Source organism: Streptomyces sp. CA-179760 (genome assembly GCF_050937045.1).
Taxonomy (GTDB): Bacteria; Actinomycetota; Actinomycetes; order Streptomycetales; family Streptomycetaceae; genus Streptomyces.
Genome location: NZ_JBNJLZ010000001.1, coordinates 2,810,190 through 2,836,160, shown reverse-complemented (window position 1 = coordinate 2,836,160; position 25,971 = coordinate 2,810,190). Strand labels below are relative to the sequence as shown.

At 71.5% G+C, this 25,971-nt stretch carries 11 protein-coding genes and 2 pseudogenes; 4 read left to right on the top strand and 9 right to left on the bottom strand.

All coding sequences use genetic code 11. The features are described 5' to 3' along the window. Positions 1 to 143 precede the first annotated feature (143 nt). The 3 genes and pseudogenes from ACQEV8_RS12655 to ACQEV8_RS12645 form a co-directional block, all read right to left on the bottom strand. Positions 144 to 1,766, bottom strand: a complete 1,623-nt coding sequence (locus tag ACQEV8_RS12655) for a type I restriction-modification system subunit M (RefSeq protein WP_432959739.1) — start codon at positions 1,764 to 1,766, stop codon at positions 144 to 146. Between the two features lie 848 nt (positions 1,767 to 2,614). Then, positions 2,615 to 3,199: pseudogene (locus ACQEV8_RS12650) on the bottom strand (restriction endonuclease subunit S); the annotation flags it as partial. Next, positions 3,196 to 6,876: a DEAD/DEAH box helicase family protein gene (locus ACQEV8_RS12645; protein ID WP_432959738.1), complete on the bottom strand. Its 3,681-nt coding sequence runs from the start codon at positions 6,874 to 6,876 to the stop codon at positions 3,196 to 3,198. The gene ACQEV8_RS12645 and the pseudogene ACQEV8_RS12650, both read right to left, overlap by 4 nt. A gap of 278 nt (positions 6,877 to 7,154) precedes the next feature. Here ACQEV8_RS12645 and ACQEV8_RS12640 point away from each other — a divergent pair, with 278 nt between their 5' ends. Further along, positions 7,155 to 7,277, top strand: a complete 123-nt coding sequence (locus ACQEV8_RS12640) for a hypothetical protein (RefSeq protein WP_432959737.1) — start codon at positions 7,155 to 7,157, stop codon at positions 7,275 to 7,277. A gap of 8 nt (positions 7,278 to 7,285) precedes the next feature. Here ACQEV8_RS12640 and ACQEV8_RS12635 read toward each other — a convergent pair. From ACQEV8_RS12635 to ACQEV8_RS12620, 4 genes and pseudogenes are all read right to left on the bottom strand, one after another. After that, positions 7,286 to 17,946, bottom strand: a pseudogene (locus ACQEV8_RS12635) (amino acid adenylation domain-containing protein). Further along, positions 17,906 to 19,243, bottom strand: a complete 1,338-nt coding sequence (locus ACQEV8_RS12630; RefSeq protein ID WP_432959736.1) for an MFS transporter — start codon at positions 19,241 to 19,243, stop codon at positions 17,906 to 17,908. The pseudogene ACQEV8_RS12635 and the gene ACQEV8_RS12630 overlap by 41 nt, the downstream one beginning before the upstream one ends. Positions 19,244 to 19,401: 158 nt before the next feature. Continuing rightward, positions 19,402 to 19,752 (bottom strand): MazG-like family protein, encoded by a 351-nt coding sequence (locus ACQEV8_RS12625; RefSeq protein ID WP_432959735.1) that lies wholly within the window; start codon positions 19,750 to 19,752, stop codon positions 19,402 to 19,404. Between the two features lie 202 nt (positions 19,753 to 19,954). Then, positions 19,955 to 20,530, bottom strand: a complete 576-nt coding sequence (locus ACQEV8_RS12620) for a DoxX family protein (RefSeq protein WP_432959734.1) — start codon at positions 20,528 to 20,530, stop codon at positions 19,955 to 19,957. Between the two features lie 230 nt (positions 20,531 to 20,760). On the opposite strand from ACQEV8_RS12620, the gene ACQEV8_RS12615 reads away from it, so the two are divergent. Further along, on the top strand, positions 20,761 to 21,087 hold the full coding sequence (locus ACQEV8_RS12615) for a nuclear transport factor 2 family protein (protein WP_432959733.1): 327 nt from the start codon (positions 20,761 to 20,763) through the stop codon (positions 21,085 to 21,087). Between the two features lie 58 nt (positions 21,088 to 21,145). Then, positions 21,146 to 22,132, top strand: coding sequence for an aldo/keto reductase (locus ACQEV8_RS12610; protein ID WP_432959732.1), 987 nt, complete (start codon positions 21,146 to 21,148; stop codon positions 22,130 to 22,132). Positions 22,133 to 22,385: 253 nt separating this feature from the next. On the opposite strand, the gene ACQEV8_RS12605 is transcribed toward ACQEV8_RS12610, so the two are convergent. Then, a complete protein-coding gene (locus ACQEV8_RS12605) occupies positions 22,386 to 23,165 on the bottom strand; it encodes an SDR family oxidoreductase (RefSeq protein WP_432959731.1) in 780 nt (259 codons plus the stop codon). 134 nt (positions 23,166 to 23,299) lie between these two features. On the opposite strand from ACQEV8_RS12605, the gene ACQEV8_RS12600 reads away from it, so the two are divergent. After that, entirely contained in the window at positions 23,300 to 24,940 is a 1,641-nt protein-coding gene (locus ACQEV8_RS12600; protein WP_432959730.1) for an alkaline phosphatase D family protein, read from the top strand. On the opposite strand, the gene ACQEV8_RS12595 is transcribed toward ACQEV8_RS12600, so the two are convergent. Next, a complete protein-coding gene (locus ACQEV8_RS12595) occupies positions 24,927 to 25,970 on the bottom strand; it encodes a Gfo/Idh/MocA family protein (RefSeq protein WP_432959729.1) in 1,044 nt (347 codons plus the stop codon). The genes ACQEV8_RS12600 and ACQEV8_RS12595 overlap by 14 nt on opposite strands. Position 25,971 lies beyond the last annotated feature (1 nt).

The following is a 25,971-nucleotide window of genomic DNA, read 5'->3' as shown; positions in this document are numbered from 1 at the left end:
TGTGTCAAGTCCCTGGCCTGGCCGTCCGTGTCCGTACTGTCCGCACGGATACAGAGGCCATGCCTCCCGTTACCGGGAGCGGGCTCTGGCAGGCCCTCGGGCCACCGGAGCCTGTGTGAGGCTCGGCCGGGAGGGAGACCGGGTTACCGCTCCTGGGGTGTGCTGTCGTCCGTGGTGCCGTCTTCGGAAGCGCTGGTGGTGCTGGTGGTGCCGATGGAGCCGTCGGTCGCCCTTGCGTTCGCGGCCTTCTTCAACGCCTGTGCTACAGCGGTGAATTCGGCCAGGGCCGTCTCCAGGTCCTCCACGATTTCCTGGGCGATCACGTCCGGTGGAGCGAGCGCGGCGGAGGAGGCGGAGGCCGACTGAAGGACCGTCAGGTCGAGGTTGACCTTGTCACGGGCGATCAGTTCATCGTACTCGTATGCACGGAAGCGCTCACTTGGCTTTCGGGCCGAGTAGTCCGTGCCGCCCGAGTGGAAGGCGGCCACGAACTCGTCGAGGTGCTCGCGGCGCAGGGCGCGCTGCTTGAGCGTGAAGCGCTGGTCGGTGCGGAAGTCGTAGACCCAGAGCTGCTTGGTCGCGGGCTTGCCGCCGGGGCGGGGCGGGCGCTTGTCGAAGAACAGGACGTTCGCCTTGACGCCGTTGGCGTAGAAGATGCCGGTGGGCAGGCGCAGCAAGGTGTGGACGTTGGTCAGGTCCAGCAGACGGCGGCGGATCTCGGCGCCCGCGCCGCCCTCGAACAGCACGTTGTCGGGGAGGACCAGGGCGGCTCGGCCGTTTGTCTTCAGCAGGGTGTAGATGTGCTGGAGGAAGTTGAGCTGCTTGTTCGTGGTCTGCGTCCAGAAGTCCTTGCGGGAGGTGTACGCCTCGCCGGTGACCGAGCCGACACCGAAGGGCGGGTTGGCGAGCACGATGTCGTAGAACTTGTGCGGCGACTTCGCCAAGGAGTCCTGGATGGTGATCAGCGGGCGGGCCTCAGACGTGCCGATGCCGTGCAGCAGCATGTTCATCAGGGCCAGCCGGGCCGTCTCCCGGACCAGTTCGTAGCCGGTGATCGCGCCCGTCTGGAGCTTGCGCGCCTCGTCGCCGTACAGCTGCTCCTCGTAGCGCTCGACGATGTGGGCGTGCGCGGCGATGAGGAAGCCACCGGTACCACAGGCGGGGTCGGTGATCGACTCGCCGGGACGTGGTTGCAGGCAGTCGACCATGGCGTCGATGAGTGGGCGGGGCGTGAAGTACTGGCCGGCGCCCGTCTTGCGGTCCTCGGCTCCGCGCTGGAGGAGGCCCTCGTAGGCGTCGCCCTTGAGGTCCTGGTTCTCGCGGGTCCAGGTGTAGGGGTCGATCAGGTCCTTGATGAGGCGTTCCAGGACGGCGGGCTCGTGGATCTTGTTCTGCGCCTTCGTGAACACCTCACCAAGCATCGTCCCGCCGTTGCGGCCCAGCTGCCGGAGGACGTGCTCGTAGTGGTCCACCAGATCCTCGGCCGACCGGCTGGTGAGGCTCTGCCAGTCCAGGCCCGACGGGACGAGCGGCTCCTCCGGCATGTTCTTGCGGAACCTGGCCGGCCGGTTGGCGCGCTCGTCCGCCATCTTAAGGAAGAGGAGGTACGTCAGCTGCTCGACGTAGTCGAGGGTGGAGACGCCGGAGTGGCGCAGCAGCTCGCAGTACGACCAGAGCCGGTTGACGAGGGTCGAGGTCGTCTCACCGGCGGAGCGGCGGGGGCCTGGGGTGGTGGCGCTGTTCATGAGGGTGGGGGTGGTGCTCATTCGGGCAGTTCTCCCTGACCGGGCGGGGCGGGGCGCGGCTTGCGCGGGGCGCGCTTGCGGGGTGCCGCTTTTGCGGTCACGCGGGCGGCGCGGATGCGGTCGAGCAGGGCGGAGGCAGGCTCGTCGGCGGGGTCCTGAGGGACGAGGGCGCCGGTGAAGGCGGCGTGGAGGAGGGCGGCGCGAAGTTCGGTGCTCTCTTCCTGCGCCGCGATGACGGAGGCCGCGAGGGGCGCTATGGCCGCCTCTTGCTGCATGACCCACTCAATGGATTCACGCTGTCTGGGGAGCGAAGGCAGCGGGAAATTAACATTCTCAATCGTTGCCTGATCGATCTTAGGCATGGATCCGGAAAGGCCGCGTGCGTTCTGGCGGAAGTAAAAGAGGATCCGGTTTGTGCGAAGAGCCAATGCCACGTACTCCGGTAGTGCACGAGACTGGTCAACACGAACGCGGATGAGGAGGTCGGGGTAGATTGCCCAGTTCCTATCTCCTCGATAAATAGCGGACGTGCCCACAAGCTCGGCAGAATTGGAGCGCTGTACGAAGATGTCCAGGTCTTCTAGCCAAAGGCTCTTTACCCGGTTTGGGTCTGCGCTGGTGACTTTGGTGAATTGTGGGTCGAAATCATTCTTGGTCACGGCGGTTAGCGTGAGCGTTCGAACGCCAATTCCGTCCGTCGCCGCTTTAGCTGACACACCGTTTCGAAGGGGTTCTCGCAAAATCTCCTGCAACCTTGTCCATGAGGACTGGGAATGCTGCGAGATGGCTGCGTCGGCAATGCTGGAACGGAGGTCTGACGTCAGCCTGTTTGCGTCGACCAGTGCCTCTTCACCTGCTTCGATGTGGCTGTTCTGCTGCTCAATCTCGGCAACGATCCGGCGCTGCTCAGCAATCGGCGGCACGGGAACTTTAAGCGATTCCAGGTAAGGTCGAGGAACGCGTCGTTGACCTACGGCGCCAGACATGTTCTGCTCTGCGTTGGCGCGCACATCGCGCTGTAGCAAATAGTGCATCAAGTATTCCGGAAGCACCGCCCCGCAGCTCCGCAGAACATGGAACTCGGTGCTGCCGAGAGCACGACCGTCGAGCAACCCTCGGGCTACCGCGATCTTCCCGTTCTCCATGCAGGGCGTGATCTTGGCGAAGAGAACATCGTTCTCCTGGAAACGTGTGAGGGACTTCTTCTTCAAGTCTCCGTATCGCACATGGCTGGACGCGTCGATGCGCCCTGTTTCGGCCTCGACCGAAGCCATGGGTACCTGGGAGATGAAGTCGTCGTCGCCGGGATCGTCATCGAAAGCGCGAGGGTTGACATCGCACAGTTCCTGCAGCGTCGCCCACGCCCACCCTGGTGGCAACCCACCGCCAACCCCGCCCGGAAGCTCCTCGCCGCCGTCACCGGAATCCGAACCCAGTCCTAGACCCAGCGTCACGCACCCAGCTCCCTGTCCAGTTCGTCGAGGATCTCTTCCGCCCGCTCCTCGCCGAACTCCGCGAGGAATCCGTCCGTGCCGTTCATCTTCGTGAACGGGGCATAGTCGAGGTCGGCGGTGTCGAAGCGTACACGCTGGATCGTGGCCTCGGCGATGCGGTCGAGCCACCACCGTTCGGTGTCCGTGAAGGTCACGCCCGCCTGTTCCTGCCCGGCCAGCCAGGCCGCGTACCGCTCCTCCACCGCCTCCGCGTGGGGGCGTGGCGGGGTGGCGCCCCCGTCCGCGCCGCCCTCCAATTCGTAGCGCAGCAGGGCCAACAGGTCGGCTGCCGTGCGGGCGGCGGAACGGTTTGCCGTCACGGCCTCGCCCACCTGCTCGTACGACCGCCACAGCTTGTCCGCCGTCCAGGAGCGCGGCGGGCGGGCCACGGCTCGCGCCAGGTCCTTCAGGCGCCGCAGAGCCTCACGCGGCGGTACCGGCGACTCCGCCGAGAAGGCGATGGCGAGCGCCGCCATCTCGCCCCGGTGGTCCTTGACGTACGCCTGCCAGTCGCGGACGGTCTCGCGCGCCGTCGTCTCGTCCTCCGGCACTGCGCCGGCTGAGACGAGGGCGTCGCGGCTCGTCTCGTCGTAGAGGATGTCCTTCGCGCGGCGCATCTCCAGCAGTCGGGTGCGCAGCTCGGGGTTGGAGGCCAACGGGCGCAGCGCCCGTTCGGTCACGTCCTTCACGGCCTGGGCGGGGTCGAGGCCGAGGCGTTCGGCGGCTTCGCGGGTCTTGCCCTGTTCGTCGATCGAGACGGCGTCGACCATCTTGTGGACGATGTGCTTCAGCGGTACGCCGCCGGTCAGGCCCTCGATCTCGGTGCGCTCGTCGTCGGTCATCTGGAGGTCCAGCTTGGCCAGACGGGAGGCGAGGGTGGAGATATGGCTGTCCTCCGCGACGCCCCGGGCGGTGAGGCGGAGGAGTCTCTCCAGGTTGAGGTCCTTCTCCGTGTGCTGCTCCAGCGGACCGGCGTCCACCTTCGGCTTCCGGGTCACACCCACCGCGTCGACGATCACGAAATGCGTCTTGGGGCCGACGCCCGGGGTGACACGCTCGAACTCGGTGAGGGAGAGGGTGCGGGCGCCGCGGCCCTTCATCTGCTCGAAGTAGGCCCAGCTCTTGACGTCCCGGAGGAAGAGCAGGCATTCGAGCGGCTTGACGTCCGTGCCCGTGGCGATCATGTCCACCGTGACGGCGATGCGGAGCTGTGGCAGGTTGCGGAAGTCGGAAAGCCGTTCCGCGGGCTTCTTCGCCGCGTGGGTGATCTTGGCGCAGAAGTCGTTGCCCTTGCCGAAGACGTCACGGACGACCTCGACGATCTCCTCGGCGTGGTTGTCGTTCTTGGCGAAGATCAGGGTCTTGGGGACGTACATCTCGTCCCACAGCAGTTCGCCGGTCTCCCCGTCGCGCTTGGCACGCGCCGGGAAGATCTCGGTGAACAGACGCTCGCGGAAGGTCTGGATCACCGTACGCAGCTGGTCCTTACTGATCACGCCGACGCCGACTTCCGTCGCGCCGTAGGAGACGTCCTCGTCGAAGTCCTCGTAGCGCTGGCGTCGGGTGCGGCGGTCGCGGACCGGGATGACGCCCCGCGCGATGACTCCGCCCTCACCCGTTATCCGCGTCACGATCTCGTACACCTGGAAGTCGACGTTGACGCCGTCGGCGACCGCCTCAGGGTAGGTGTACTCGCTGACCAGGTTGCCGTTGAAGTAGCCGAACGTCTGGGCGACGGGTGTCGCGGTGAGGCCGACCACGGGAGCGTCGAAGTACTCCAGGACGGAACGCCACTTGCCGTAGATGGAGCGGTGGCACTCGTCGACGATGATTAGGTCGAACGACTCGGGCGGGATGCCGGGGTTGTAGCCGACGGAGATCTCGCCCGGCGTGTCGTACGAGTACTCCTCCTCGCCGTCCTCGCCTGGAGTGGAGGGGACGGTCGCACCCGTCAGCTCCATGTACAGGCGCTGCACGGTGGAGACGACGACCTTCGCTGAGGGGTTCATGCCGTCGGCGCCGAGGCGCTGCACGTTGAACAGGTCGGCGAAGGTGCGGTTGGTGTCGGGCGTGGTGAAGTTCTCGAACTCGTTCTGTGCCTGGGCGCCCAAGTTGTTCCGGTCCACCAGGAACAGGACCCGCTCTGCCTGCGCGTACTTGAGCATCCGGTACGAGAAGGTGACCGCCGTGTACGTCTTGCCGGCTCCGGTCGCCATCTGGACCAGGGAGCGGGACTGGCCCGTGCCCTGCTGGCCCTTGCCGTGCGCCACCGACTTCTCCACACCTTGCACCGCCGTGATCTGGGCGGGGCGCAGCGGGCGCTTGTCCAGGTCAGGCATGCGTAGGCGCAGCCGGGCCCGGTAGGAGGGCGCCTGGGGGTCCTGATCGGCCTGGCGGATCCAGCGGGCCAGGGTGCGGGGCTGGTGGAAGGAGAAGATCCGCCTGCTGCGCGAGTCGGGGTCGAGGGTATTGCGGAACCGCGTCTCGCCGCCGTCCGAGACGTAACGGAAGGGCAGCGGGGTGCGCCAGGCGATCAGGCGACGCTGTGCCTCGGTGGGGTGGTCGGCGTACCGGTCGGCCTGCGCCTCGGCGGCGGTCAGGTCGGCGCCCTCCCGCTTGGCCTCGATCACGCCGACGAGCTTGCGTTCCACGTACAGGGCGTAGTCGGCGCGGCCGGTGGCCGTGGTCGTCTCGCGGACGGCGACGCCGCTGCCGCGCCGGTCGCCCTGCACGTACAGGTTGAGGCTGCCGCCCGCGTCCTGGACACTCCAGCCCGCCTCGGCGAGCATCTCGTCCAGGCGGGTGCGGACCTGCGCCTCGGTGAGGGGCTCGCGGGCCGCCTGCTCGGCGTTCTCCAGAAGACGCGCGCGCTCGGCCACGGCCTCGGAGGCGGCGGCGGGACTGGTGATCTGAAAGCGCAGCAGCTGGGCGTCGGCCGCGGACTGGGCCTGCTGCAGGTCCGCGAGCCGGTCCTGCATTGCTGCCACCTGGCGGGCAAGCTCCTCGCGCTCTGCCGCAGCTTCGGCGAGTTCTCTTTCCGCCGTGAAGCGGGCGGTCTGCTCCGCCTGTGCCTGGGACGCCTGGCCCTCGTAGGTGAGACGGGCCTCCTCCAGGGCGCGCCGGGTTTCCTCCACCTGTTTGCGCAGGGCGGTGTTCTGAGCGGCCGGCGTGAGTACCGGGTCCGGCGGAACGAACGTACGCTGCTCGCGGGACCCCGTGAGCAGGCGGTGGTACCAGACACCCAGTCGGTGACAGGTCCGCAGGGCGCTGAATGCGTCGTCCGGATCGTCGTAGTCGTCGTGGTTGGCCTTGTTGCCGAGCACGCGGACCTCGTGGAAGGCCGGCCCCACGTTGCCGTGCAGATAGCCGTCCTTGTCGAGGGCGGCTAGGCGCTCGATCTGCTTGCTTCCGGTGAACTGGACGCGGCCTCGGCGCACCAGGTCGGCAGCGAGGGCCTCACCGAACTGCCGGGACTTGATCAGCGAGGTGTTCGGGTCAGCGAAGACGTTGGCCTCGGCGCTTGAACCGTAGGCGACGAGCAGCGGCAGATGGTCGTACAGGAAACCGAAGTTTCGTGATGTGCGGGCGAGTTCGGCGAGTCTGGGATCCGGCGTCTGTGCCGCGCCACCTGCGCTCATCAGAGGGGTACCGCTCTTCCTGGGCTGCTGTACAACGTAGGACCCACTGGGTGTTTGAAGGGCACTGAAGGGATCATCGAGCCTAGCGCTGGAGGTGGGTAGACGCCAGGAGTTTCGACGTCATGGGGGCCGACTGGAAAGTGCCCGGTGACAGGCCATAGTGGCCCGCCGTCCGCCGCTTCCAGTGGCAGGAATACTCGGGATCAATACGACGCCGGTGACGATCTATGCCGTTCTCATGCCCCAGTGGCCCTCCGCCCTCGGCGCTCCGCCCACCCATGATCGTCATCGCCGTGCTGCCCGGCCGCAAGGCCACGGGCAAGCCCGGCGACGACGAGCCGGCGGCGGAAGCGGACCGGGACGAGGAGTCCGCGGAGCCCGCCGGGTCCGCCCAGCGGTGACGCCCGGCCTACCCCCGCAGGAACCGGGTGAACGACCTGGCCCACCCCTCGACGGTCTCCCCGGTGAACAGGTCCGTCGAGTACTCGAAGGTGACCGTGACGCGGTTGCCCTCGGGGGCGATCACCACGTACAGCTCGTTGCGGGACACGCCCCGGACGGGGAGGGCGCGGACGGCGGTCGAGACGCCCTGGAGGTCCAGGGCCGGCGGCTCCGTGGTGATCACTGTGAACAGGACCGTCGGGAACAGGGCGCCCTTCAGGCCGGGTGACACCAGGGACACCACGTCCGTCAGGGGGAGTTCCTGGTGGTCGAGGGCCGTGAAGAGGGAGGTGCCGAGTTGCGCGACCAGGTCGGCCAAGGTCTCCGCTTCGGACAGCCGGGCCCGCAGCAGTACGGCGTCACCCAGGATGCCGACGGTCTCCGAGCGGTCCCGTCGAACCCGGTTCGCGCTGGACGCCGCCAGGACGATGTCGTTCCCCTCGCCGCACAGGTCGCCCAGCCACCTGGCGAACAGGGCCGCGAGGACCGTGTAGGTGGTGGTGCCCAGGCGGGTCGCCGTGTCGGCCAGGCGGGCGGGGGTGTCGTCGTCGATGACCCAGGTGTGCAGGGCGCCCCGGCCGGACAGCGTGCCGGGGTGCGGGTGGTCGTAGGGGAGGGACGGGCGCAGGGGGATGCCGTCGAGTTCCGTGCGCCAGAAGCGTTCCAGGGCTGTCCTGCGGTCGTCCGGCAGGGCGTGTTCCGACCGGGCGAAGTCGGTGAACTGGGATACGTCGACGGGTAGTTCAGGGTACCTTCGCGCCCGTCGCGCGTTGTACAGCTCCTCCAGGTCGCGCCGGATGATGCCCAGGGACCAGCCGTCGCAGACCGCGTGGTGGAAGACCGTCACCAGGATCCAGTGGTCCGGGGCGAGCCTCGCCAGGCGGAAGCGGTGCAGCGGGGCTCGGTCCATCGCGAAGGGCGTGGACACCTGCGCGTCGCACCAGCGGTCCACCCTGTCCGCCGACGCCCCCGTGAGGTCGGTGATCGGCAGCGGGACCGGGATCTCCGCCAGGACTTCCACCGCGTACTCCCCGTCCCGCCGCCGTACGGAGCGGCTGCGCAGGGCGTGATGGCGGGCCACCAGGTCCGTGAGGGCCTGGTGCAGGGCGCCGGGGTCCACATCGCCGCGCAGGTCCATGCGGTGTGCGATGTTGTAGACGCTCGGGTCGGTGAGCGCGTGGTGGCGGCGCCACAGCCGGCGCAGGGTGGACGGCATCGGCGCGCTGTCCACGACACGGCCCCGTGCCGCGCTGCCCCGGACGGTCGGGTCCAGGAAGAAGTCGGCCATCGTGAGGTCGACGCCGGCCTCGTCCCGCATCCGGTTCAGCAGCCTGATCGCGCTCAGGGAGTGACCGCCGAGTTCGAAGAACGACGTGGTGACCGGGACCGGGTCCGCGTCCAGTTCCTCGCACCACAGGTCGTGCAGCGTCTTCTCCAGGGCCGTGGCGGGCACGGAGGCCACAGCCGCGTCGTCGGAGCCGTCGCCCGGCTCGGGCAGGGCGGCGCGGTCCAGCTTGCCCGAGGCGTTCACCGGGAGGCGGTCCAGGGACACCCAACGGCGGGGCACCAGATGGTCGGGCAGGTCGGCGGCGAGCGCGGCGCGCAGGGAGTCGAGGCCGGCCGTCGGGTCGACGGGGACCACGTACGCGACCAGTTCCGTGTCGCCGTGACGGTCGCGGCGCGTGAGGACCGCCGCGTCCCGGACGGACGGGAGTGCCGTCAACGCCGCCTGGATCTCGCCGGGTTCGACCCGGTAGCCGCGGATCTTGACCTGGTCGTCCGCACGGCCCAGGCAGTCCAGGGTGCCGTCCGTACGCAGACGGCCCAGGTCGCCCGTGCGGTACAGCACCCCGCCCGTGCCGTCGTCGAGGAAGACGGCGGCGGTCTCGGCGGGGCGGTCGTGGTAGCCGTACGCCACCGGGATCCCGCCCACATGGATCTCGCCGACCGCCCCCACCGGGACCTGCCGGCCCGTGCCGTCCAGCAGCAGGACGCGTGCTCCCGGCACCGGGGTACCGATCGGCGGCCACTCCTCGCCCTGCGGGTCGACGCGATGCGAGGTGACGATGACCGAGGTCTCCGTGGGGCCGTACTGGTTGAACAGCGTGCAGCGCGGGTGCGTGGTGAGGAAGCGGCGGAAGGCGGCCGTGAGCTGGAGCGCCTCGCCGGCCGAGAACAGCTCGCGCAGGGACGGCAGTTCGGGGGCGGTCTCCATCAGGTACTTCAGGGGAGTGCAGGGCATGAACATCCGCTGCACCTCATGGCGGCGCACCGACTCGGCCACCGCCGCCGGGTCGTGCCGTACAGCGTCGTCGACGAGGACCAGCGCGGCTCCCGAGGCCAGCGTCGTGAAGATCTCCTGCACGCTGACGTCGAACGCCGGTGACGTCCACTGCAGGGTACGGAGCGCCGGGTGGCTGCTCAGATGCCCCTGGACCAGGTTCGCCGGGCCCCGGTGGGGTACGACGACGCCCTTCGGACGGCCGGTCGAGCCCGAGGTGTGGATGCAGTACGCCGGATCCTCCGGGCCGGATCCCTCCGGCACGGGCCCGGTGGGGAGCGTGTCGTCCACCTGGTCCACCCACTGGACGGGCAGCCCCGTCGCCAGGTCCGGGTGCGCGGTGAGGGCGGCGTCGGAGGTGAGCAGGAGGACGGGTGGGGTGTCGGCGAGCAGCAGTGCGAGACGGGGGGTGGGGAGGGACGGGTCGAGGGGGAGGTAGGCCGCCCCGCTCTTGAGCACGCCGAGCAGGGCCGTGATCAGGTGCGGGCCACGCGGCAGGAGCACCGCCACCCGTTCCCCGCGTACCGCGCCCCGGGCCCGGAGCTGCCGGGCGAGGCGGTCGGCCGCCGCGTCCAGGTCCGCGTAGGAGAGGTGCTGGTCGCCGTTGATCAGCGCTACGGCGTCCGGGGTGCGGCGGGCCTGCCGTTCGAACAGGCCGTGCAGGGTGCCGGGGGACGCCGTGTCGTCCACGCCCGCCGGGTGCTCCCAGCGGGCCAGGGTCTCGCGGTCGGCGGCGGTGAGGGCGGTGAGGGCGGTCAGTTGGGGCAGGGGCGCGTCGGGGGCGGCCAGGGCGCGGCGCAGCACCTGCTCGACGTAGTCCACGAAGCGGCGCACCGTGGCCTCGTCGAAGAGGGCCGTGTCGTACTCGACCATGAACCGGACGCCGCCCGCGTGATGGGTGAGATAGACGCTGAGGTCGAACGGGGCGCGGGCGCTCGGCACGTCGAGCAGGGTGGCCGTCAGACTCGGCGGGTCGAAGGGGGCCTCGCCCTCGTTCTCGTACTCCACCATCACCTGGAACAGCGGATTGCGGCCCGGGTCGCGACGCGGGTTGAGCGCGCCCACCAGCTCGTCGAAGGGGACGCCACTGTGTTCGTACGCCGAGGTGCTGCTCTCGCGGACCCGGCGCAGCAGGGCCGGGAAGTCCGGGTCCCCGGTGAGGTCCAGGCGCAGCGGCACGGTGTCGAGGAACAGGCCCACATGGTCCTCGGCACCGGCGGGACGCGCGGCTACCGCGGTACCGATCACCACGTCCCGCTGCCCGCTGAACCGGCCCAGGACCGCGCCGATCGCGCCGGTCAGCGTCATGAAGAGCGTTGCGCGATGGCGGGCCGCGAACGCCCGCAGACCGCCGGTCAGTTCGGCGTCGAGGGCGTGCGTCAGGCTCGCGCCCGCTCCCGATCTGACCGGTGGGCGGGGCCGATCGGTGGGGAGCGTCAGCTCCGGCGCGTCGCCGAGTCGCCGCCGCCAGAAGTCGAGGGACGCGGGGTCCGGTTCGGTGGCCGTCGGCGGTTCGGACAGGGGCCGCGGTCGCGGACTTCCGTCCCGCCGCGCGCGGTAGTACGAGGCCAGGTCGCGGGCCAGAACGGCCGTGGACGACGAGTCGAAGACGATGTGGTGTGCCATGAGGAACAGCAGGTGGTGCTCCGGGGCCAGACGGAGCAGGCGGGTCGTGACCAGCGGGCCCGAGGCGAGGTCGAGTCCGTGGTCCGCCGCGAGCGTCGCCCGCAGCGCCTCCTCCTGCGTCGACCCCGTGTGGTCCTCCACCGGGCAGTCGAGCGGCATACGGTCGCGTATCTCCTGGTACGGGACACCGCCCGTGTCACCGAAGACCGTGCGCAGCGCCGGGTGGCGGTCCGCGACGCGGTCCAGCGCCCAGCGCAGCGCCGGTACGTCCAGGGGGCCGTCCAGGCGGATCGCCTTGGGCTCGTGGTACATGGCGGTGCCCGGGTGCAGTTGCTCCAGGAACCAGATGCGGCGCTGGGCCGGGGTGAGGGGGGTGCGGGGCGGCGTGCGGCGGGGCTCGGGCAGGGCCCGCGCCTTCGCCTGAGGGGTCCCCTCGGGGGTCGCCTCGGGGTCGCCTTGGGGGTCGCCTTGGGGGTCGCCTGCCGCAGGCGGTCCAGTACCGGCAGCGCCGCCAGCACCTTCTCCCTCGGTACGCCGAAGTCCACGAAGCAGGCGATCTCGTCCGCTCCGCTGGCCAGCAGACGCCCTACGGTCTCCGCCGCCGTGTGCTCGTCGCCGATCAGCGCGCGGGAGTCGCAGTAGCGTTCGTAGGCACGCCCGAGGAGGAACTCCACGTCCTCCTCGGGGGTGTTCTCCAGGTCCACCTGGAAGCCGAGACTGTTGGTGACCTGGTCGAAGAGGGAGAGGGAGGACCGCAGATACGACAGGAACGGCCGGTACGCCTCGGCGCGCGCCCGCTCCGCGTCGTCCTCCAGGTACGTGTGCACCAGCACCACGACCCGCCCCGCCGCCGGGTCCAGACCGTGCTCGGCTCGGCAGCGCCGGTACAGCGCGATGTTCTCGGCCAGCTGCTCCACCGTCTGCGTCATCAGATTGGTGACCACGCCGAGGTCCTCGGCGGCCGCCCGGCGGTAGCTGTCCGGGTTCCCCACGACGGCCACGTACATCGGCGGCCGTTCCTGTACGGGACGCGGGTGCAGGCGGACCTCCACCGGGGTGCCGTCGCCCGCCGTCGTCTGCAGCGGCTGCCCCGACCACAGGTCCCGTACGGCCGCCAGGTGCTCGTACATCACCTCACGGTGCCGCCCGAAGTGCTGCGGGGCGAGCGCGAAGTCGGTGGCGTGCCAGCCGCTCGCGAAGCACAGGCCCGTCCGGCCGCCGGAGATGTTGTCGACCACCGACCATTCCTCGGCGACCCGGGCCGGGTGGTGCAGCGGCAGCACCACGGAACCGGCGTGCAGCCGGACCCGGCTGGTCCGGGCGGCGAGGGCCGCGGCCAGCACCGAGGGGTTGGGGAAGAGCGCGCCGAAGGAGTTGAAGTGCCGTTCGGGGAACCACAGGGCGTGAAAGCCGTGCTGGTCGGCGAAGTCGGCGGCGGCCATGATCAGGCCGTATTTGTCGTGGTCGGTGTGCTCGGGGTAGTCGCCGAAGAAGTAGAGGCTGAAATCGACGGCTCCTGAGGGGGCGGTGGGCTCGGCCTGCGCGGAGCGGGGCGCCGGCACCTGTTCCGGAGCGGTCGGTGCCGTCGTGGCGCCGGGCGCTGCCGCGAGTACGTCCAGCTGGCGGGAGATCATCTCGCCGACCTGGTCCACGAGTCGCTCCGCCAGCCGTAGCTGCTGACCGAACAGGGAGTGGAGGTCCGGGGAGGCCTCCTGGGGAGCGGCGGGCGTCACCGGTGGGTCCTCGGCCACAGGCTCCCGCACCACCGGTGCGTCGCCCCGCAGCGGTGCGACCCCTCGCAGTCCCGAGACCCGTTCGGCCAGTCGGCGCGGCGTGTCGGCCGAGTCGAACACCTCCCGGACCGGGACCCGGACGCCGTACCGTTGTTCCAGCTCCGTCGTCATGCTCATCAGGGAGAGCGAGTCGGCGCCGAGTTCGAAGAAGGAACTGTCGGGGGTGACGTCGGCGGTCGAGCGGCCCAGCTTGTCCGCCGTCAACTGCCGGATGGTGTCCACGACTTCGTCAGTGCCCGGTTCCGGCCGCTCGGGTGCCGCCACCGGCGTCCCGGTTCGGTACGGCACCCTGCTCCGTCGCAGGGGATGCCCGGGGAGCGGTACCCGGCCGGCGTCGTCGCCGAGGAGCGCCCGCCAGTCCAGGTCGGCACCCCTGCGGTACAGCGAGCCGAGGGCCGTCAGGAACCCGTGGGCCTGCTCGGCGGCCTCGTCCCCTTCGCCCTGTCCGCTCAGCCAGCGGGTGTCGGGAACGCAGTGCCGGCCGAGCCCGGTGAGGGTCCGCCCCGCGCCGATCTCCACGAAGTCCCGGAAGCCCTGCTCGACGGCCTTGTCCATGGCGAGGTCGAAGCGGACCGGCTGCCGGGCCTGCCGGGCGAGGTAGTCCACGTCGACGGTCCAGCCCACCGGGCGGGGTTCGCCGTCGGCCGTGGTCACCAAGGGGGTGTGCAGCGGCCGGTACGTCACCTCGCGCGCCCGGGTCCGGAACTCGTCCAGGGCGCTGTCGATCTCCGCGGAGTGGAACGCCCGGTCGACCGGCAGCGCACGCCATCGCAGGCCGTCCAGGTCGAGCAGCCGTGCCGCCTCCTTCAGGGCTCCCGGCGGGCCCGAGAGCACCTGGGCGCGCGGGCCGTTCACCGCGGCGAGTTCCGCACCGGCGGCGTCCGCGACCCGCCGCGCGGTGGCCCGGTCGGCCCGGACGGCGAGCATGCCCCCGGCCGGGCAGCGGGCCTGCATGAGGCGCCCGCGCCAGGCGGTGAGCCGCAGCCCGTCCTCCAGGCTCAGGGCACCGGCCGCGTACAGGGCGGCGTACTCGCCGACGCTGTGGCCGAGCAGCAGACCGGGGCGTATCCCGGCGGCCCGCCAGGCGTCGGCCAGCGCCGCCTGATGGGCGAAGAGGGCGGCCTGCGCGGTCTCGGTGGGCCAGATGTCGTCTTCCACAGAGGGACCGGCGAGACCGGGGGCGGCCAGGAGCGTTTCCAGCAAACTCCCGCCGAACTCCCCGGCGTAGAGCTCCTCGCACCGGTCGAGCGTGGCCCGTGCGGCCGGTTGTGTGGCGTGGAGGCCGCTCGCCATGCCGCGGCGGGCGCTGCCCTGGCCCGGGAAGGCGAACGCCACAGGACCGGGAGGGGCGGCCTCGGGGCGGCCGTCCTCCTCCAGCGCGCGGGCGAGTTCGCCTGCCGTGCGGCCGACCACGGCGGTGCGTGCCGCGCGGTGCGGCCTGCCGAGGGCCAGGGTGGCGGCCACGTCGGCGGCCGGGAGGCCGGGCCGGGCCAGCAGCCGGTCGCGGAGCGCGGCCGTGAGCTCGGCGAGGGCCTCGGTGTCGTGAGCCGACACGGGTACCAGGACGGGCCGTTCCTCAGCGGAACGAGGGCGAGCGGGCGGGGCCTCCTCCAGCACCACATGGGCGTTGGTGCCGCCGACGCCCAGCGCGCTGACCCCGGCCCGGCGAGGCACACCGTCCGCTACCGCCCAAGGCCGCAGTTCCGTGGCCAGCGTCAACGTGCCGTCCGCCAGCGGGAGTTCCGGGTTGGGACGGTTCAGGTGCGGTGTCGGCACCAGGGTGCGGTGGCGCAGCATCAGGACCGTCTTGATGAGCCCGGCCATTCCGGCACAGCTGTCGAGGTGCCCGATGTTCGGCTTCACCGAGCCGACGACACAACCGCCGGAACGGCCCGAGCACCCCGCGCCCTCGCCCAGCACCCGGGCCAGCGCCGTGAGCTCCACCGGGTCGCCGAGCCGCGTTCCCGTGCCGTGTGCCTCCACGTACGAGATCGTCTCGGCGGGTACGTCGGCCCGGCGCAGGGCCTGCCGTACGACATCGGCCTGCCCCTCGACTCCGGGTGCGCTGAAGCCGACCTTGGCGGCGCCGTCGTTGTTGACCGCGGAGCCCAGGATCACCGCGTGCACGGTGTCGCCGTCGGCCAGCGCCCGGTCGAGGCGCTTGAGCAGGACGGCGGCCACACCGTTGCCCCCGACTGTGCCGTCGGCCTCCGCGTCGAAGGCACGGCACCGTCCGGTGGGGGACAGGATCGACCCGGGGTGGCTGCGATAGCCGGACTCCTGGGGCAGATGCACGGCCGCCGCGCCCGCCAGCGCCAGGTCCGTCTCGCCGGTCAGCAGCGCCTGGACCGCCAGGTGCACCGCGACCAGCGACGTGGAACAGGCCGTCTGCACACCGATCGCCGGGCCGGTGAGACCGAGCCGGTAGGCGACCCGGGTGGCGAGGAAGTCGGGCTCCTGCCCGATGGCCCGCTGCATGTCGGCAGCCGGATCGGCGGGGTCGGCCGGGGCGTGCGGCGAGCCGGTGGCGGACGGCTGCTGGTGGTCGTAGAGGTTCATGCCCGACCCGGCGAACACCCCGACCCTGACGCCCGGCGCGGTCGCCGCGTGGCCGCCGTCCTCCAGCGCCTGGTGGCAGCACTCGAGGAACAGCCGGTGCGCGGGATGCGTGAGCCCGGCCTCCTTGGGGCTCAGCCCGAAGAAGTCCGTGTCGAACTCCTCGACGCCGTCGAGGACTCCGGCGACGGGCACGTGCCCGGAGGTCGTGGGCACCGGCCCGGATGCGATGGGCTGAGGCTCGCCGAACACCCGTACGCTGTCCACGCCGTCCCGCAGATTGGCCCAGAACCCTTCCGCCGAGTGCGCGCCGGGGAAGCGCAGCGCCAGCCCGATGACGGCGACCCGTCGCTCGGGGGAGTGGGTCGTGCCGTCACAGGTCTCCGTTTCCGGCGCGGCTGCCGTCGCGGGCCGGCCCGCGAGATACGCGGCCAGCGCCGTGACGGTCGGATGCTCGAAGAACGCGGTCTGCGCGATCGGCATGCCGAGTCGTTCCGCCAGCCGGTTCCGCAGGCGCACCAGCAGTACGGAGGTCAGGCCGAGTTCGTAGAACGGCACGTCAGCTTCGACCGGGCGGCCGAGTACGGCGGCCAGTTCGTCCCGGACCGCTCGGGTGACGGTGTCCGCGTCCGGCCGGGCAGCCGGGGCCGTGGCGTCGAAGCCACCGTCGATCAACCTGCTCTGGAGTTCCGCGCGGCGCACCTTGCCCGCCGGCGTGCGCGGGAACTCGTCCGCCGGGACGGGCAGGACGTACGCGGCGGTGAGCCTGAGGCGGGTGAACAGGGCCGCCTTCAGCTCCGCGGCGATCCGGGTGTCCTCGGGGGCGCCGCGGCTGACGAAGAACACGGCGAGTTCCTCCGTGCCCCGCTCCGGATGCGGGATGCCGCAAGCGGCGATCTCGCCCTGCCGCACACCGTGGACGGTGGTGGCGGTCTCCTCCACCTCGTGGCAGTACACGTTGTGGCCGTTGAGGATGATCAGGTCCTTGCGCCGGCCCGTGATGACGACCTGGCCGCCGTCGAGGAAGGCCAGATCGCCCGTGTCCAGCCAGTCCCGCCCGGCGGGATAGGCCGCGGCGTCCGCCTCGGGGTTGTCGACGTAGCCGGGAGTGAGCCGCGCGGGGGAGTGGACCTGGAGCCGGCCGATCCGGCCCGGCGGGGCGAGGTCGCCGTGGTCGTCGACGACGCGCAGGGTGACGCCGTGGGCGGGCGAGCCGGACGCGACGAAGGTGACGCAGTCGGCGTCCGGGGCGTCCGCTCCGGCCGGTACCAGGTCCCCGCCCAGGCTGCTCTTGAGCAGGCGGTGCACGGTCCCGGGCCGGTCGATCCGGCCGTAGGTGACGGCCGTGACCGTCTCCGCCATGCCCCAGGCCGGGGCGAGGTGCTCCTCGCGCACCCCGTACGCGGCCGTCGCGTCGAGGAAGCGGCGCAGCACCGGCAGCACGACCCGCTCGCCACCGCACAGCAGCGACTTGAGGCCGCGCAGATCCCAGTGGCCGTCGGGACGCTCGGCGAGCGCGTCCGCCACCAGCCGGTAGGCGAAGGTGGGCGCCCAACTGTGCCGCGCCCGGTGTTCGTGGAGAAGGTCGAGCCAGCGCAGCGGGTCGGTGAGCACCTGCTCGGTGGGCGCGTGGACGTTGGTGCAGCCGGTGAAGACGGCGAGCAGGTGGTAGAGCAGGAAGGCGCCGCTGTGGTCGACCGGCAGCCAGTTCACCATGGTGTCGTCCGGGCGGACGTCGAGGATCCGCCGGCTGCTCGCCGCGAAGTCGGCGAGTCCGGCGTGCGTCAGCCGCGCCACCTTCGGTACGCCGGTGCTGCCCGAGGACAGCATCAGCAGGGCGGTGTCGGACGGGTCCGGCGTGACGTGGTCGCCGTCGGCGTCTCCGGCCGGTGCGTTCAGGCAGTCCGCGGCGAGGGCGACGCGCGGCGCGGGCGTGGTGTGGGCGAGTGCCGCCGCGCCGGGCGCGTCGGTCAGGACCAGGGGCCGGCCGAGTAACGCGCAGGCCTGCCGCAGTCGTTCGAGGGCCGGAGAGCCCGGCGCGGGATGCTCGGCGATGGCCACCGGCAGGGCACCGCCCAGCACACAGGCCCAGAAGGCGGGGAAGAACTCGGCGAGCGGCAGCCCGCACAGCACCACCGCGTCGCCGCGCCGCACCCCGCGGGCTCTCAGGCCGGCGAGCATACGGCGGGCCGCGTCCAGCAGTTCGGGATACGACCGCGAGGCCGTCGTGCCGTCGGCGGCGACGGTGACGACGGCTCCGCCGGAAGCGGACCGGGCGGCGCTCAGCAGCGCCCGCACGGCGTCGACCGGATCGGCCTCGGTGCGCTCGGGCTCAGGGCCCTGGCAGAGGGCGTGCCCCCGTAGACGTTCCATGCGTGTCTTCTCCCTTGTCCCCGCTGATTTCCCTGTCGGCGGACGAACGGTCCGGTTCTCCGCCGGTGGACGATCGGTCTGAGTGATCCTGGTCTCTACGCGCGTCGCGCCGCCGGACGGTGAGCAGCAGCAGAGTCAGCGCCCCACACGCAGCCGCCCCGTGGAAGAAGCCCACGACCGCGAGCGCGGGCAGGGCCTCGAGCGCGGCCGCGGCGGCGATCGTGCCCAGGGCGAACCCGGACTGCTCGGCGGTGGCGGACAGTCCGAACAGCCGGCCGCGCTGCCGGTCCGGGGCCGCCTGGAGGCGCGAGGTGTAGACGATCTCGGTCCAGCCGTCCGCGAACCCGGCCGCCACGGCCGCCGCGATCAGGGCCGGGGCGGGCGGTCCGGTGAACGCGGCAACGAAGCACAACGACATCGCGCAGGTGCCGAGGGCGAACGCGCGCTCGCCCCAGGACGTCCCGTGCGACCGTCGTTTGAGGACCTGGTGGGCGAGCAGGGTGCCCACCGCCCACGCCGCCCAGAACCGGGCCATGAACACCGCCGGCTCGGACGGCTCGGCAGCGTGCGCCGCCAGTGGCAGGGCGACGTTGTGCGACGCGGACGCCAGCGCGTCGAGCCCCCGCAGCGCGATCAGGCCGAGCAACGGGCCCGCGAGGCCCGCGATCCGGCGCCGCAGCCGGCCGTCACGCTTCAGCGAGGACCCGGCCCGACCGTCTTCCGCGGCGCCCGGGTCGCTCACCGAGACGCCGTCGCCGCCGGTGTCGGTGCGCGGCCGGAGCATCAGCACCGCTGCGGCGGACACCGCGAAGCTCGCGGCGTTGACCCCGAACGCGACGCCGAAACCACCGAGCGAGATGACCGGCGCGGCCGACGCGAAGCCCAGCACCGTGGCGACGGACCGGGCCGTGACCAGCACGCCGTTCGCCCGGGCGCGGTCGTCCTGCCCGACCATGACCGGAACCGCGCTGCGCAGGGCGACACTGAAGAACGTGTTCCCCGCGCCCAGCACGACCACCGCCCCGAGCAGCACCCACAGCGGCGTGCGCGACGCCCAGAGGGCGAGCACCACCATGGCGAGGGTCTGGGCGAGGTCCGTCGCCACCATGACGGTCCGGCGCGTGAGCCTGGCGGTCACGGCCCCGGCGGTGAGCCCGGCCGTGACACCGGACAGCAGCCGCACCGCCATCACCGCACCCACGCCCAGGGCGCTGCCGGTGACCTCGTACGAGAACAGGCTGAGCGCGATCAGATTCAGGTAGGTCCCGTAGGCCGACACGGCGTGCGCGACCACCAAGGACCGGAACCTTAAGTCCACCCCCGTCACCAAACTCCCCACCCGGCAGGGCCAGGATTCGGCCGCTCGGCATATTCGTTCGAAGCGTAGCCCGGCGAAGCGGCGGGGGCGGGGCGTTGCCGACTATCGGATGATCAGCGTCGGGGAGTATCGGGTGATCAGCCCGGCGAGGCCAGCGACCGCTCCCTCACCCGCTCCAGATGCCGGGCGAACACCGCGCGCGCGTCCGGCGTCAGGGTCCGCAGGGCCACCAGCGCCGTGATCACCACGTCGCACAGTTCCGACTGGACGTCGTCCCAGTCGTGGGTCACACCCTTGCGCGGGTTCTGGCCGGTCGCGCCGATCACCGCCTCGGCGACCTCCCCGACCTCCTCGGACAGCTTCAGAATGCGCAGGAGCACGCCCTCGCGGCCCTCGACGGGGCGGTTGGTGTCGAGCCACTCCCACAGGTCGTCGATGGCACCCCACAGCTCGGGCGAGGGCGGGGCGGGCGGTGTCTGATCGTTCATGGGGCGGCAGCCTGCCACGAGGGTCTGACAGTGAGGATGTGGGCGGCATCGCTCGGGGGTCTGACTCTGGGTCTGACTGGCGCTTCGGCTGCCTGTGTGTTGAATCGTCGGCCCGCGGGTGGTGTCACTGCGTGTGCTCGCGGGTGTCCGTGACCTCATAGGAGCTTGGCCGTCGGGCCTCTTCAACGCCCGGTCCGCCGCCCTACTCCAGGTACTCCTCGTCGAACAGCGGGTCCTGCTCGCCCTCCCTCGCCTTCCGCAGCCGCCTGGTGCGCGCCCCCACGACCAGCACGGTTCCCGCCGCCGTCGCGGCGAAAGCCGCCGGAATCATCCAGCCCCGGTTCACCGCGTGCCCGAGCAGATGGTCCAGGGAGAGCCGTCCCGGGCCGGTGACGGCCAGGCCGGCGGCCGTCAGGCCCAGCGTCGCCGCGTACTCGTAGCCGCCGCCCTGGTTGAAGAACCCGTTCGGTGTGTGCACCGAGGCCGCCCCCGCCATCGCGCCGGCCGCCGCGGCCCCGGCCGCCGGAGTGGCCAGGCCCAGGGCCAGCAGGGTGCCCCCGCCGGTCTCGGCGAGGCCGGCCGCCGTCGCGCTCGCCTTGCCCGGGACGTAGCCGACGGACTCCATGAACTGCCCGGTGCCCTCGATGCCGCCCCCGCCGAACCAGCCGAACAGCTTCTGCGTGCCGTGGGCGGCCAGCACACCGCCCGTCCCCAGCCGGAGCAGCAGCAGGCCCAGATCACGTCGGTGGCTCAGATCACGTCGGTGGTAACGCCTCACGTCGTCTCCCGGAGCAGACAGCAGGAACACGGACAAGCAGGAACACGGACAAGCAGGAACACGGACAAGCAGGAACACGGACAAGCAGGAACAGCGGACGGCACAGCGGAGCACTCCTCCGTTTCCACCGTCGCACCCCTGACCCCCAGCGACACCCGGCGGAGCCGCCCGGGACGCCGTTCGGGTGGCACGGGTGGCGGGGGCCGCCGACCGGCACGAGGCTGACTGGCATGACGATTCAGACCACGCGCCTCAGTGACCCGGCCGTCCGTGCCTTCGTGACCGCCGTGAACAACCACGACCGCGACAGCTTCATGGAGCTCCTCGCACCGGGCGCGACCATGGCGGACGACGGCTCCGACCGCGACCTCGCCGACTGGGTGGACCGGGAGATCTTCCTCTCCCACGGCCATCTGCGGGTCGACAGCGAGTCCAACGACGGCCGTTCCCTCGTCGCCCACTACAACAACGACACCTGGGGCGAGATGCGCACCCGGTGGAGCTTCACGGTCGACGAGGACGGCAGGATCTCCCGCTTCGAGACCGGGCAGGCCTGAAAAGACCCTGCGCGAGGTCTTGTGTTCGTCCGCGCTCCAACTCATAGCGTCCCCGGGCATGGACACCACACGCACACTGGGACGCAGCGGCATCGAGGTGAGCGCCCTGGGCTTCGGCTGCTGGGCGATCGGCGGGGAGTGGCAGGGGCCCGACGGGCAGCCGTTAGGCTGGGGAAAGGTCGACGACGAGGAGTCCGTACGCGCGGTGCGGCGCGCCCTCGACCTGGGTGTCACCTTCTTCGACACGTCCGACAACTACGGCACCGGGCACAGCGAACGCGTGCTGGGCCGGGCCCTCGGCAAGCGCAGGGCCGACGTGGTCGTCGCCACCAAGTGGGGTTACCTCTTCGACGAGCGGACGCGGACCGCCGACGGCAGCGACGACTCCCCGGCCCATCTGCGCCGCGCGCTGACCGCGTCCCTGCGCCGCCTCGACACGGACCATGTGGACCTGTACCAGTTCCACATCGGGGACGCGGCCCCCGAGCAGGCCGCGCGGCTCCGTGACACCTGCGAGGACCTGGTGCGCGAGGGGCTGATCCGCGCCTATGCCTGGAGCACCGACGACCCGGCCCGCGCCGCCGTGTTCGCCGAGGGCCCGCACTGCGCCGCCGTGCAGCACGCCCTCAACGTCCTTCAGGACGCACCGGAGATGCTCCGGCTGTGCGAGGAGGCGGGGCTGGCCAGCATCAACCGCAGTCCGCTCGCCATGGGGCTGCTCACCGGGAAGCGCCGGGCCCATCAGCCGCCGGAGAGCGGCGACATCCGCAGCAGGCCGCCGGTCTGGCTCCAGGGGTTCGGTGACGGATCCGGCGCCGACCCCGAGTGGCTCGCCCGCGTCGAGGCCGTCCGTTCCCTTCTCACCAGTGAGGGCCGGACCCTCGCCCAGGGCGCCCTGGCCTGGCTGTGGGCCCGCAGCCCCGCCACCCTCCCCATCCCGGGCTTCCGCTCGGTCGCGCAGGCGGAGGAGAACGCGGGTGCGATGGCGAAGGGAGCACTGACCGGCGGGCAACTGGCCGAGATCGACCGGTTGCTCGGCCGGTAGCCGCCGTCGAGCTGTGCGGCAGTCGTTCCACGTACCGGTGCGTACCCCGCGGTCCCACGCGAGGTCCACCCCCACCCGGTGCCGTGGAACGACTGCCGCCTCCCCCCTGGATGTGGCTGACGGAAGCTCTCTGCTCCAAGTGTGAAGCTTTGGTGTAGGAGAGTTGAGCATAAGCGCCCGACCGGCCGCAATAGGGCGGACGTTGCAATTCCGGTTGTGCAGGTTGACGAGTTGACGACTGCGGGACCGGCGTTCAGCCGCGCCCGATGTACGGCATCGCCGTGGCGAGCACGGTCGCGAACTGCACGTTCGCCTCCAGCGGCAGCTCCGCCATGTGCCGCACCGTGCGGGCCACATCGGCGACGTCCATCACCGGCTCCGGCACCACCTCCCCGTTCGCCTGCAGCGCTCCCGTCTGCATACGGGACGTCATGTCGGTCGCCGCGTTGCCGATGTCGATCTGCCCCACCGCGATCCCGTACGGCCGCCCGTCCAGCGACAGCGCCTTGGTCAGGCCGGTCAGCGCGTGCTTGGTCGCCGTGTAGGCCACCGAGTGCGGCCGGGGCGTGTGCGCGGAGATCGAGCCGTTGTTGATGATCCGCCCGCCCCGCGGGTCCTGCTCCTTCATCTGCCGGTACGCCGCCTGCGCGCACAGGAACGCCCCGTTGAGGTTGGTGTCCACCACATGCCGCCACGCGTCGTAGGGCAGCTCCTCGACCGGCACGCCGCCGGGCCCGAACGTGCCCGCGTTGTTGAACAGCAGGTCGACCCGCCCGAAGCGCCCGACGGTGTCGGTGAAGAGGGCGGACACGTCCTCGGGGCGTGAGACGTCCGTCCGTACGGCGAGGGCCGCGCCCCCGGCTCCCGGAGCCGCGCCCCCGGGCGCCAGGGCCGCCGTCTCCTCCAGCGTCTCGACGCGCCGGCCCGCCAGCGCCACCGACCAGCCCGCGCGGAGCAGTTCCACGGCGACCGCCCGGCCGATGCCGGAACCCGCCCCGGTCACCACCGCGACCGCATTTTCCTTGGCATTCATGGGCCCGCAGCGTACGGGAGGCCCGGCCACGCGGAACTCATCCGTCCGTCACGTGAGCGCGGTGTACACGTCGACCAGGTGTCGACCCCGGCCACTCCAATGCCCGGTGCAGCCATTCGCCAGGGGAGGACCGGATGACACCCGCAGCACGCCCGTCCCAGCACGCCCCCGAACTCCGCGCGGCAGCCCGGCACATCGGCCGCCGCGGCTTCCTCACCACCACCGGGGCCGCCGCCGCGCTGGCCTTCGCGACCAATCTGCCCTCGGCCGGAGTCGCGGCCGCCGCCGAACTCGACGCCGCGCGGATCACCGGGAACCCGTTCACGCTGGGCGTCGGCTCCGGCGACCCCCAGCCCGGCTCCGTGATCCTGTGGACCCGCCTCGCACCCGCCCCGTTCCAGGCCGACAGCGGACTGCCCGCCGAGCGCGTCACCGTCCAGTGGGAGCTGGCCCACGACGAGCGGTTCCGCCGCGTCGCCCGGCGCGGCACCGTCACCGCGCACCCCGAGTTCCACCACACCGTCCACGTCGAGGTGAGCGGCCTGGAGGCCGGCCGCGTCCACTACTACCGCTTCCGCGTCGGCCGTTGGGTCAGCCCGGCCGGCCGCACCCGAACCGCCCCGGACCCCGGCAGCCGCGTCTTGGGACTCACCCTCGCCGCCGTCTCCTGCCAGGCCTACCACGACGGCTACTACACGCCGTACGCCCATCTCGCCGCCGACGACGTCGACCTCGTCCTCCACCTCGGCGACTACCTCTACGAGTACGCCGTCGACTCCGCCGGCGGGCAGCGCAAGTACACCGACCGCGTCCTGCCCGGCCTGTTCGACCGCGAGACGCTGACCCTGGACGACTACCGCCTGCGGTACGCCCTCTACAAGTCCGATCCCGACCTGAGCGCCGCACACGCCGCGCACCCCTTCGTCGTCACCTGGGACGACCACGAGACCGAGAACAACTACGCCGACGAGATCCCCGAGAACGACGTCCCGCCGGAGGAGTTCCTGCTGCGCCGTGCCGCCGCCTACCGCGCCTACTGGGAGAACCAGCCGCTGCGGCGCCCGCAGCGCCCGGCAGGACCGGACATGCGGCTCTACCGCCGCCTGACCTGGGGCAGGCTCGCCCAGTTCGACGTCCTGGACACCCGCCAGTACCGCTCCGACCAGGCCTACGGCGACCAGGCGCACGTCCCGGGACCCGAGTCCGACGACCCGGCGCGCACCATGACCGGCGCGGCGCAGGAACGCTGGCTGCTCGACGGCTGGCGCTCCTCGCGGGCGCTGTGGAACGTCGTACCGCAGCAGGTCATGTTCGCCCGGCGGCACATGGACGCGACCACCCCGTCCCGGGTGTCGATGGACGCCTGGGACGGCTACAGCGCCTCACGCCGGCGTGTCCTCGACGGGGCGAAGGCCGCCGGCGTGGAGAACCTGATGGTGCTCAGCGGCGACGTCCACTCGGCGTACGCCTTCGACATCAAGGACGACTTCGGCGACCAGTCCTCGGCCACGCTCGGCACGGAGATCGTGGCCACCTCGATCTCCAGCGGCCGGGACGGCGCCGACAAGCCCGCGACCTGGGACACCTACATGGGCGCCAACCCGCACCTGAAGTTCTTCAACGGACGGCGCGGTTACGTCACGGTCGCCCTCGGGCAGGAGTCGGCACGGGCCGACTTCAAGACCGTGCCGTACGTGACCCGGCAGGGGGCGCCGGTCACGACGGCCGCGTCCTTCGTCACGGAGGTGGGGGAGCAGGGGCTCAAGCCGGCGTGAGGTGCGGCTCGCCCGTCTCACCGGGGTACTCGCCCGTCTCGCCTGGGTAGCGGACGCCGACGCGGTCCCGGATCGCGTCGAGCGTCCGCATCACGGCGAGCGTGCCGTCGAGCGGGACGAGCGGCGACTCGGTCTCCCCGGCGCGCACGGCGCGCATCACCTCGGCGGCCTCGTGGCGCAGGCTGTTGCGCGGCCCGTCCGCCGGATCGGCCGTGAACTCCTCGGCGTCCCGGCCGTCCCGGTGCAGGACGAAACGGTCCGGGAAGAAGAACCCGCCCGGGATGTCGATCCGGCCCCGCGAGCCGGTGACCGAGGCGGAGGTCGCCGTACCGCCGACGATGGAGCAGTGCACCGAACCGAGAGCGCCACTCTCCCAGGAGAGCAGTGCACCCGTCTGGAGATCGACGCCCTCCTCCGAGAGCACCGCTCGCGCCGCGATGTCCGACGGCTCCCCGAGCAGCAGCTGCGCGAACGACACCGGATACACGCCCAGATCGAGCAGCGCGCCCCCGCCCAGCTCCGGGTTCCGCAGCCGGTGCGAAGGCGGAAAAGGACCGGCCAGCCCGAAATCGGCCTGCACCGTGCGCACTTCGCCGATCGCCCCGTCGTCCACCAGCGCCTTCAGCCGCCGCACCAGCGGATTGCAGTACATCCACATCGCCTCCATCAGGAAGCGCCCGTGCTCCCGCGCCAGCGCGACGAGTTCCGCCGCCTCGCCGGCGTTCAGCGTGAACGGCTTCTCGCACAGCACGTTCCGCCCGGCCGCCAGACACAGACCGGCGGCGGTCCGGTGCGCCGTGTGCGGAGTGGCCACGTAGACGACATCGATGTCCTCGTCCCGCGCGAGCTGGTTCCAGTCGCCGTACGCCCGGGGTATCCCGAACCGCTCCGCGAACGCCTTCGCCGACTCCTGTGACCGCGACGCCACCGCCACGACCTCCGCGTCCGGCAGGTCGAACAGATCCGCCGTGAACGCGGCCGCGATCCCACCGGTCGCCAGGACGCCCCACCGCACCGTGTCCGCCGTCATA

Bases quoted from the DNA above. Each gene is read 5' to 3' on its own strand.
- ACQEV8_RS12595 (WP_432959729.1), bottom strand. From the start codon at position 25,970: ATGACGGCGGACACGGTGCGGTGGGGCGTCCTGGCGACCGGTGGGATC.
- ACQEV8_RS12640 (WP_432959737.1), top strand. From the start codon at position 7,155: ATGATCGTCATCGCCGTGCTGCCCGGCCGCAAGGCCACGGGCAAGCCC.
- ACQEV8_RS12610 (WP_432959732.1), top strand. From the start codon at position 21,146: ATGGACACCACACGCACACTGGGACGCAGCGGCATCGAGGTGAGCGCC.
- ACQEV8_RS12655 (WP_432959739.1), bottom strand. From the start codon at position 1,766: ATGAGCACCACCCCCACCCTCATGAACAGCGCCACCACCCCAGGCCCC.
- ACQEV8_RS12645 (WP_432959738.1), bottom strand. From the start codon at position 6,876: ATGAGCGCAGGTGGCGCGGCACAGACGCCGGATCCCAGACTCGCCGAA.
- ACQEV8_RS12600 (WP_432959730.1), top strand. From the start codon at position 23,300: ATGACACCCGCAGCACGCCCGTCCCAGCACGCCCCCGAACTCCGCGCG.
- ACQEV8_RS12615 (WP_432959733.1), top strand. From the start codon at position 20,761: ATGACGATTCAGACCACGCGCCTCAGTGACCCGGCCGTCCGTGCCTTC.
- ACQEV8_RS12625 (WP_432959735.1), bottom strand. From the start codon at position 19,752: ATGAACGATCAGACACCGCCCGCCCCGCCCTCGCCCGAGCTGTGGGGT.
- ACQEV8_RS12605 (WP_432959731.1), bottom strand. From the start codon at position 23,165: ATGAATGCCAAGGAAAATGCGGTCGCGGTGGTGACCGGGGCGGGTTCC.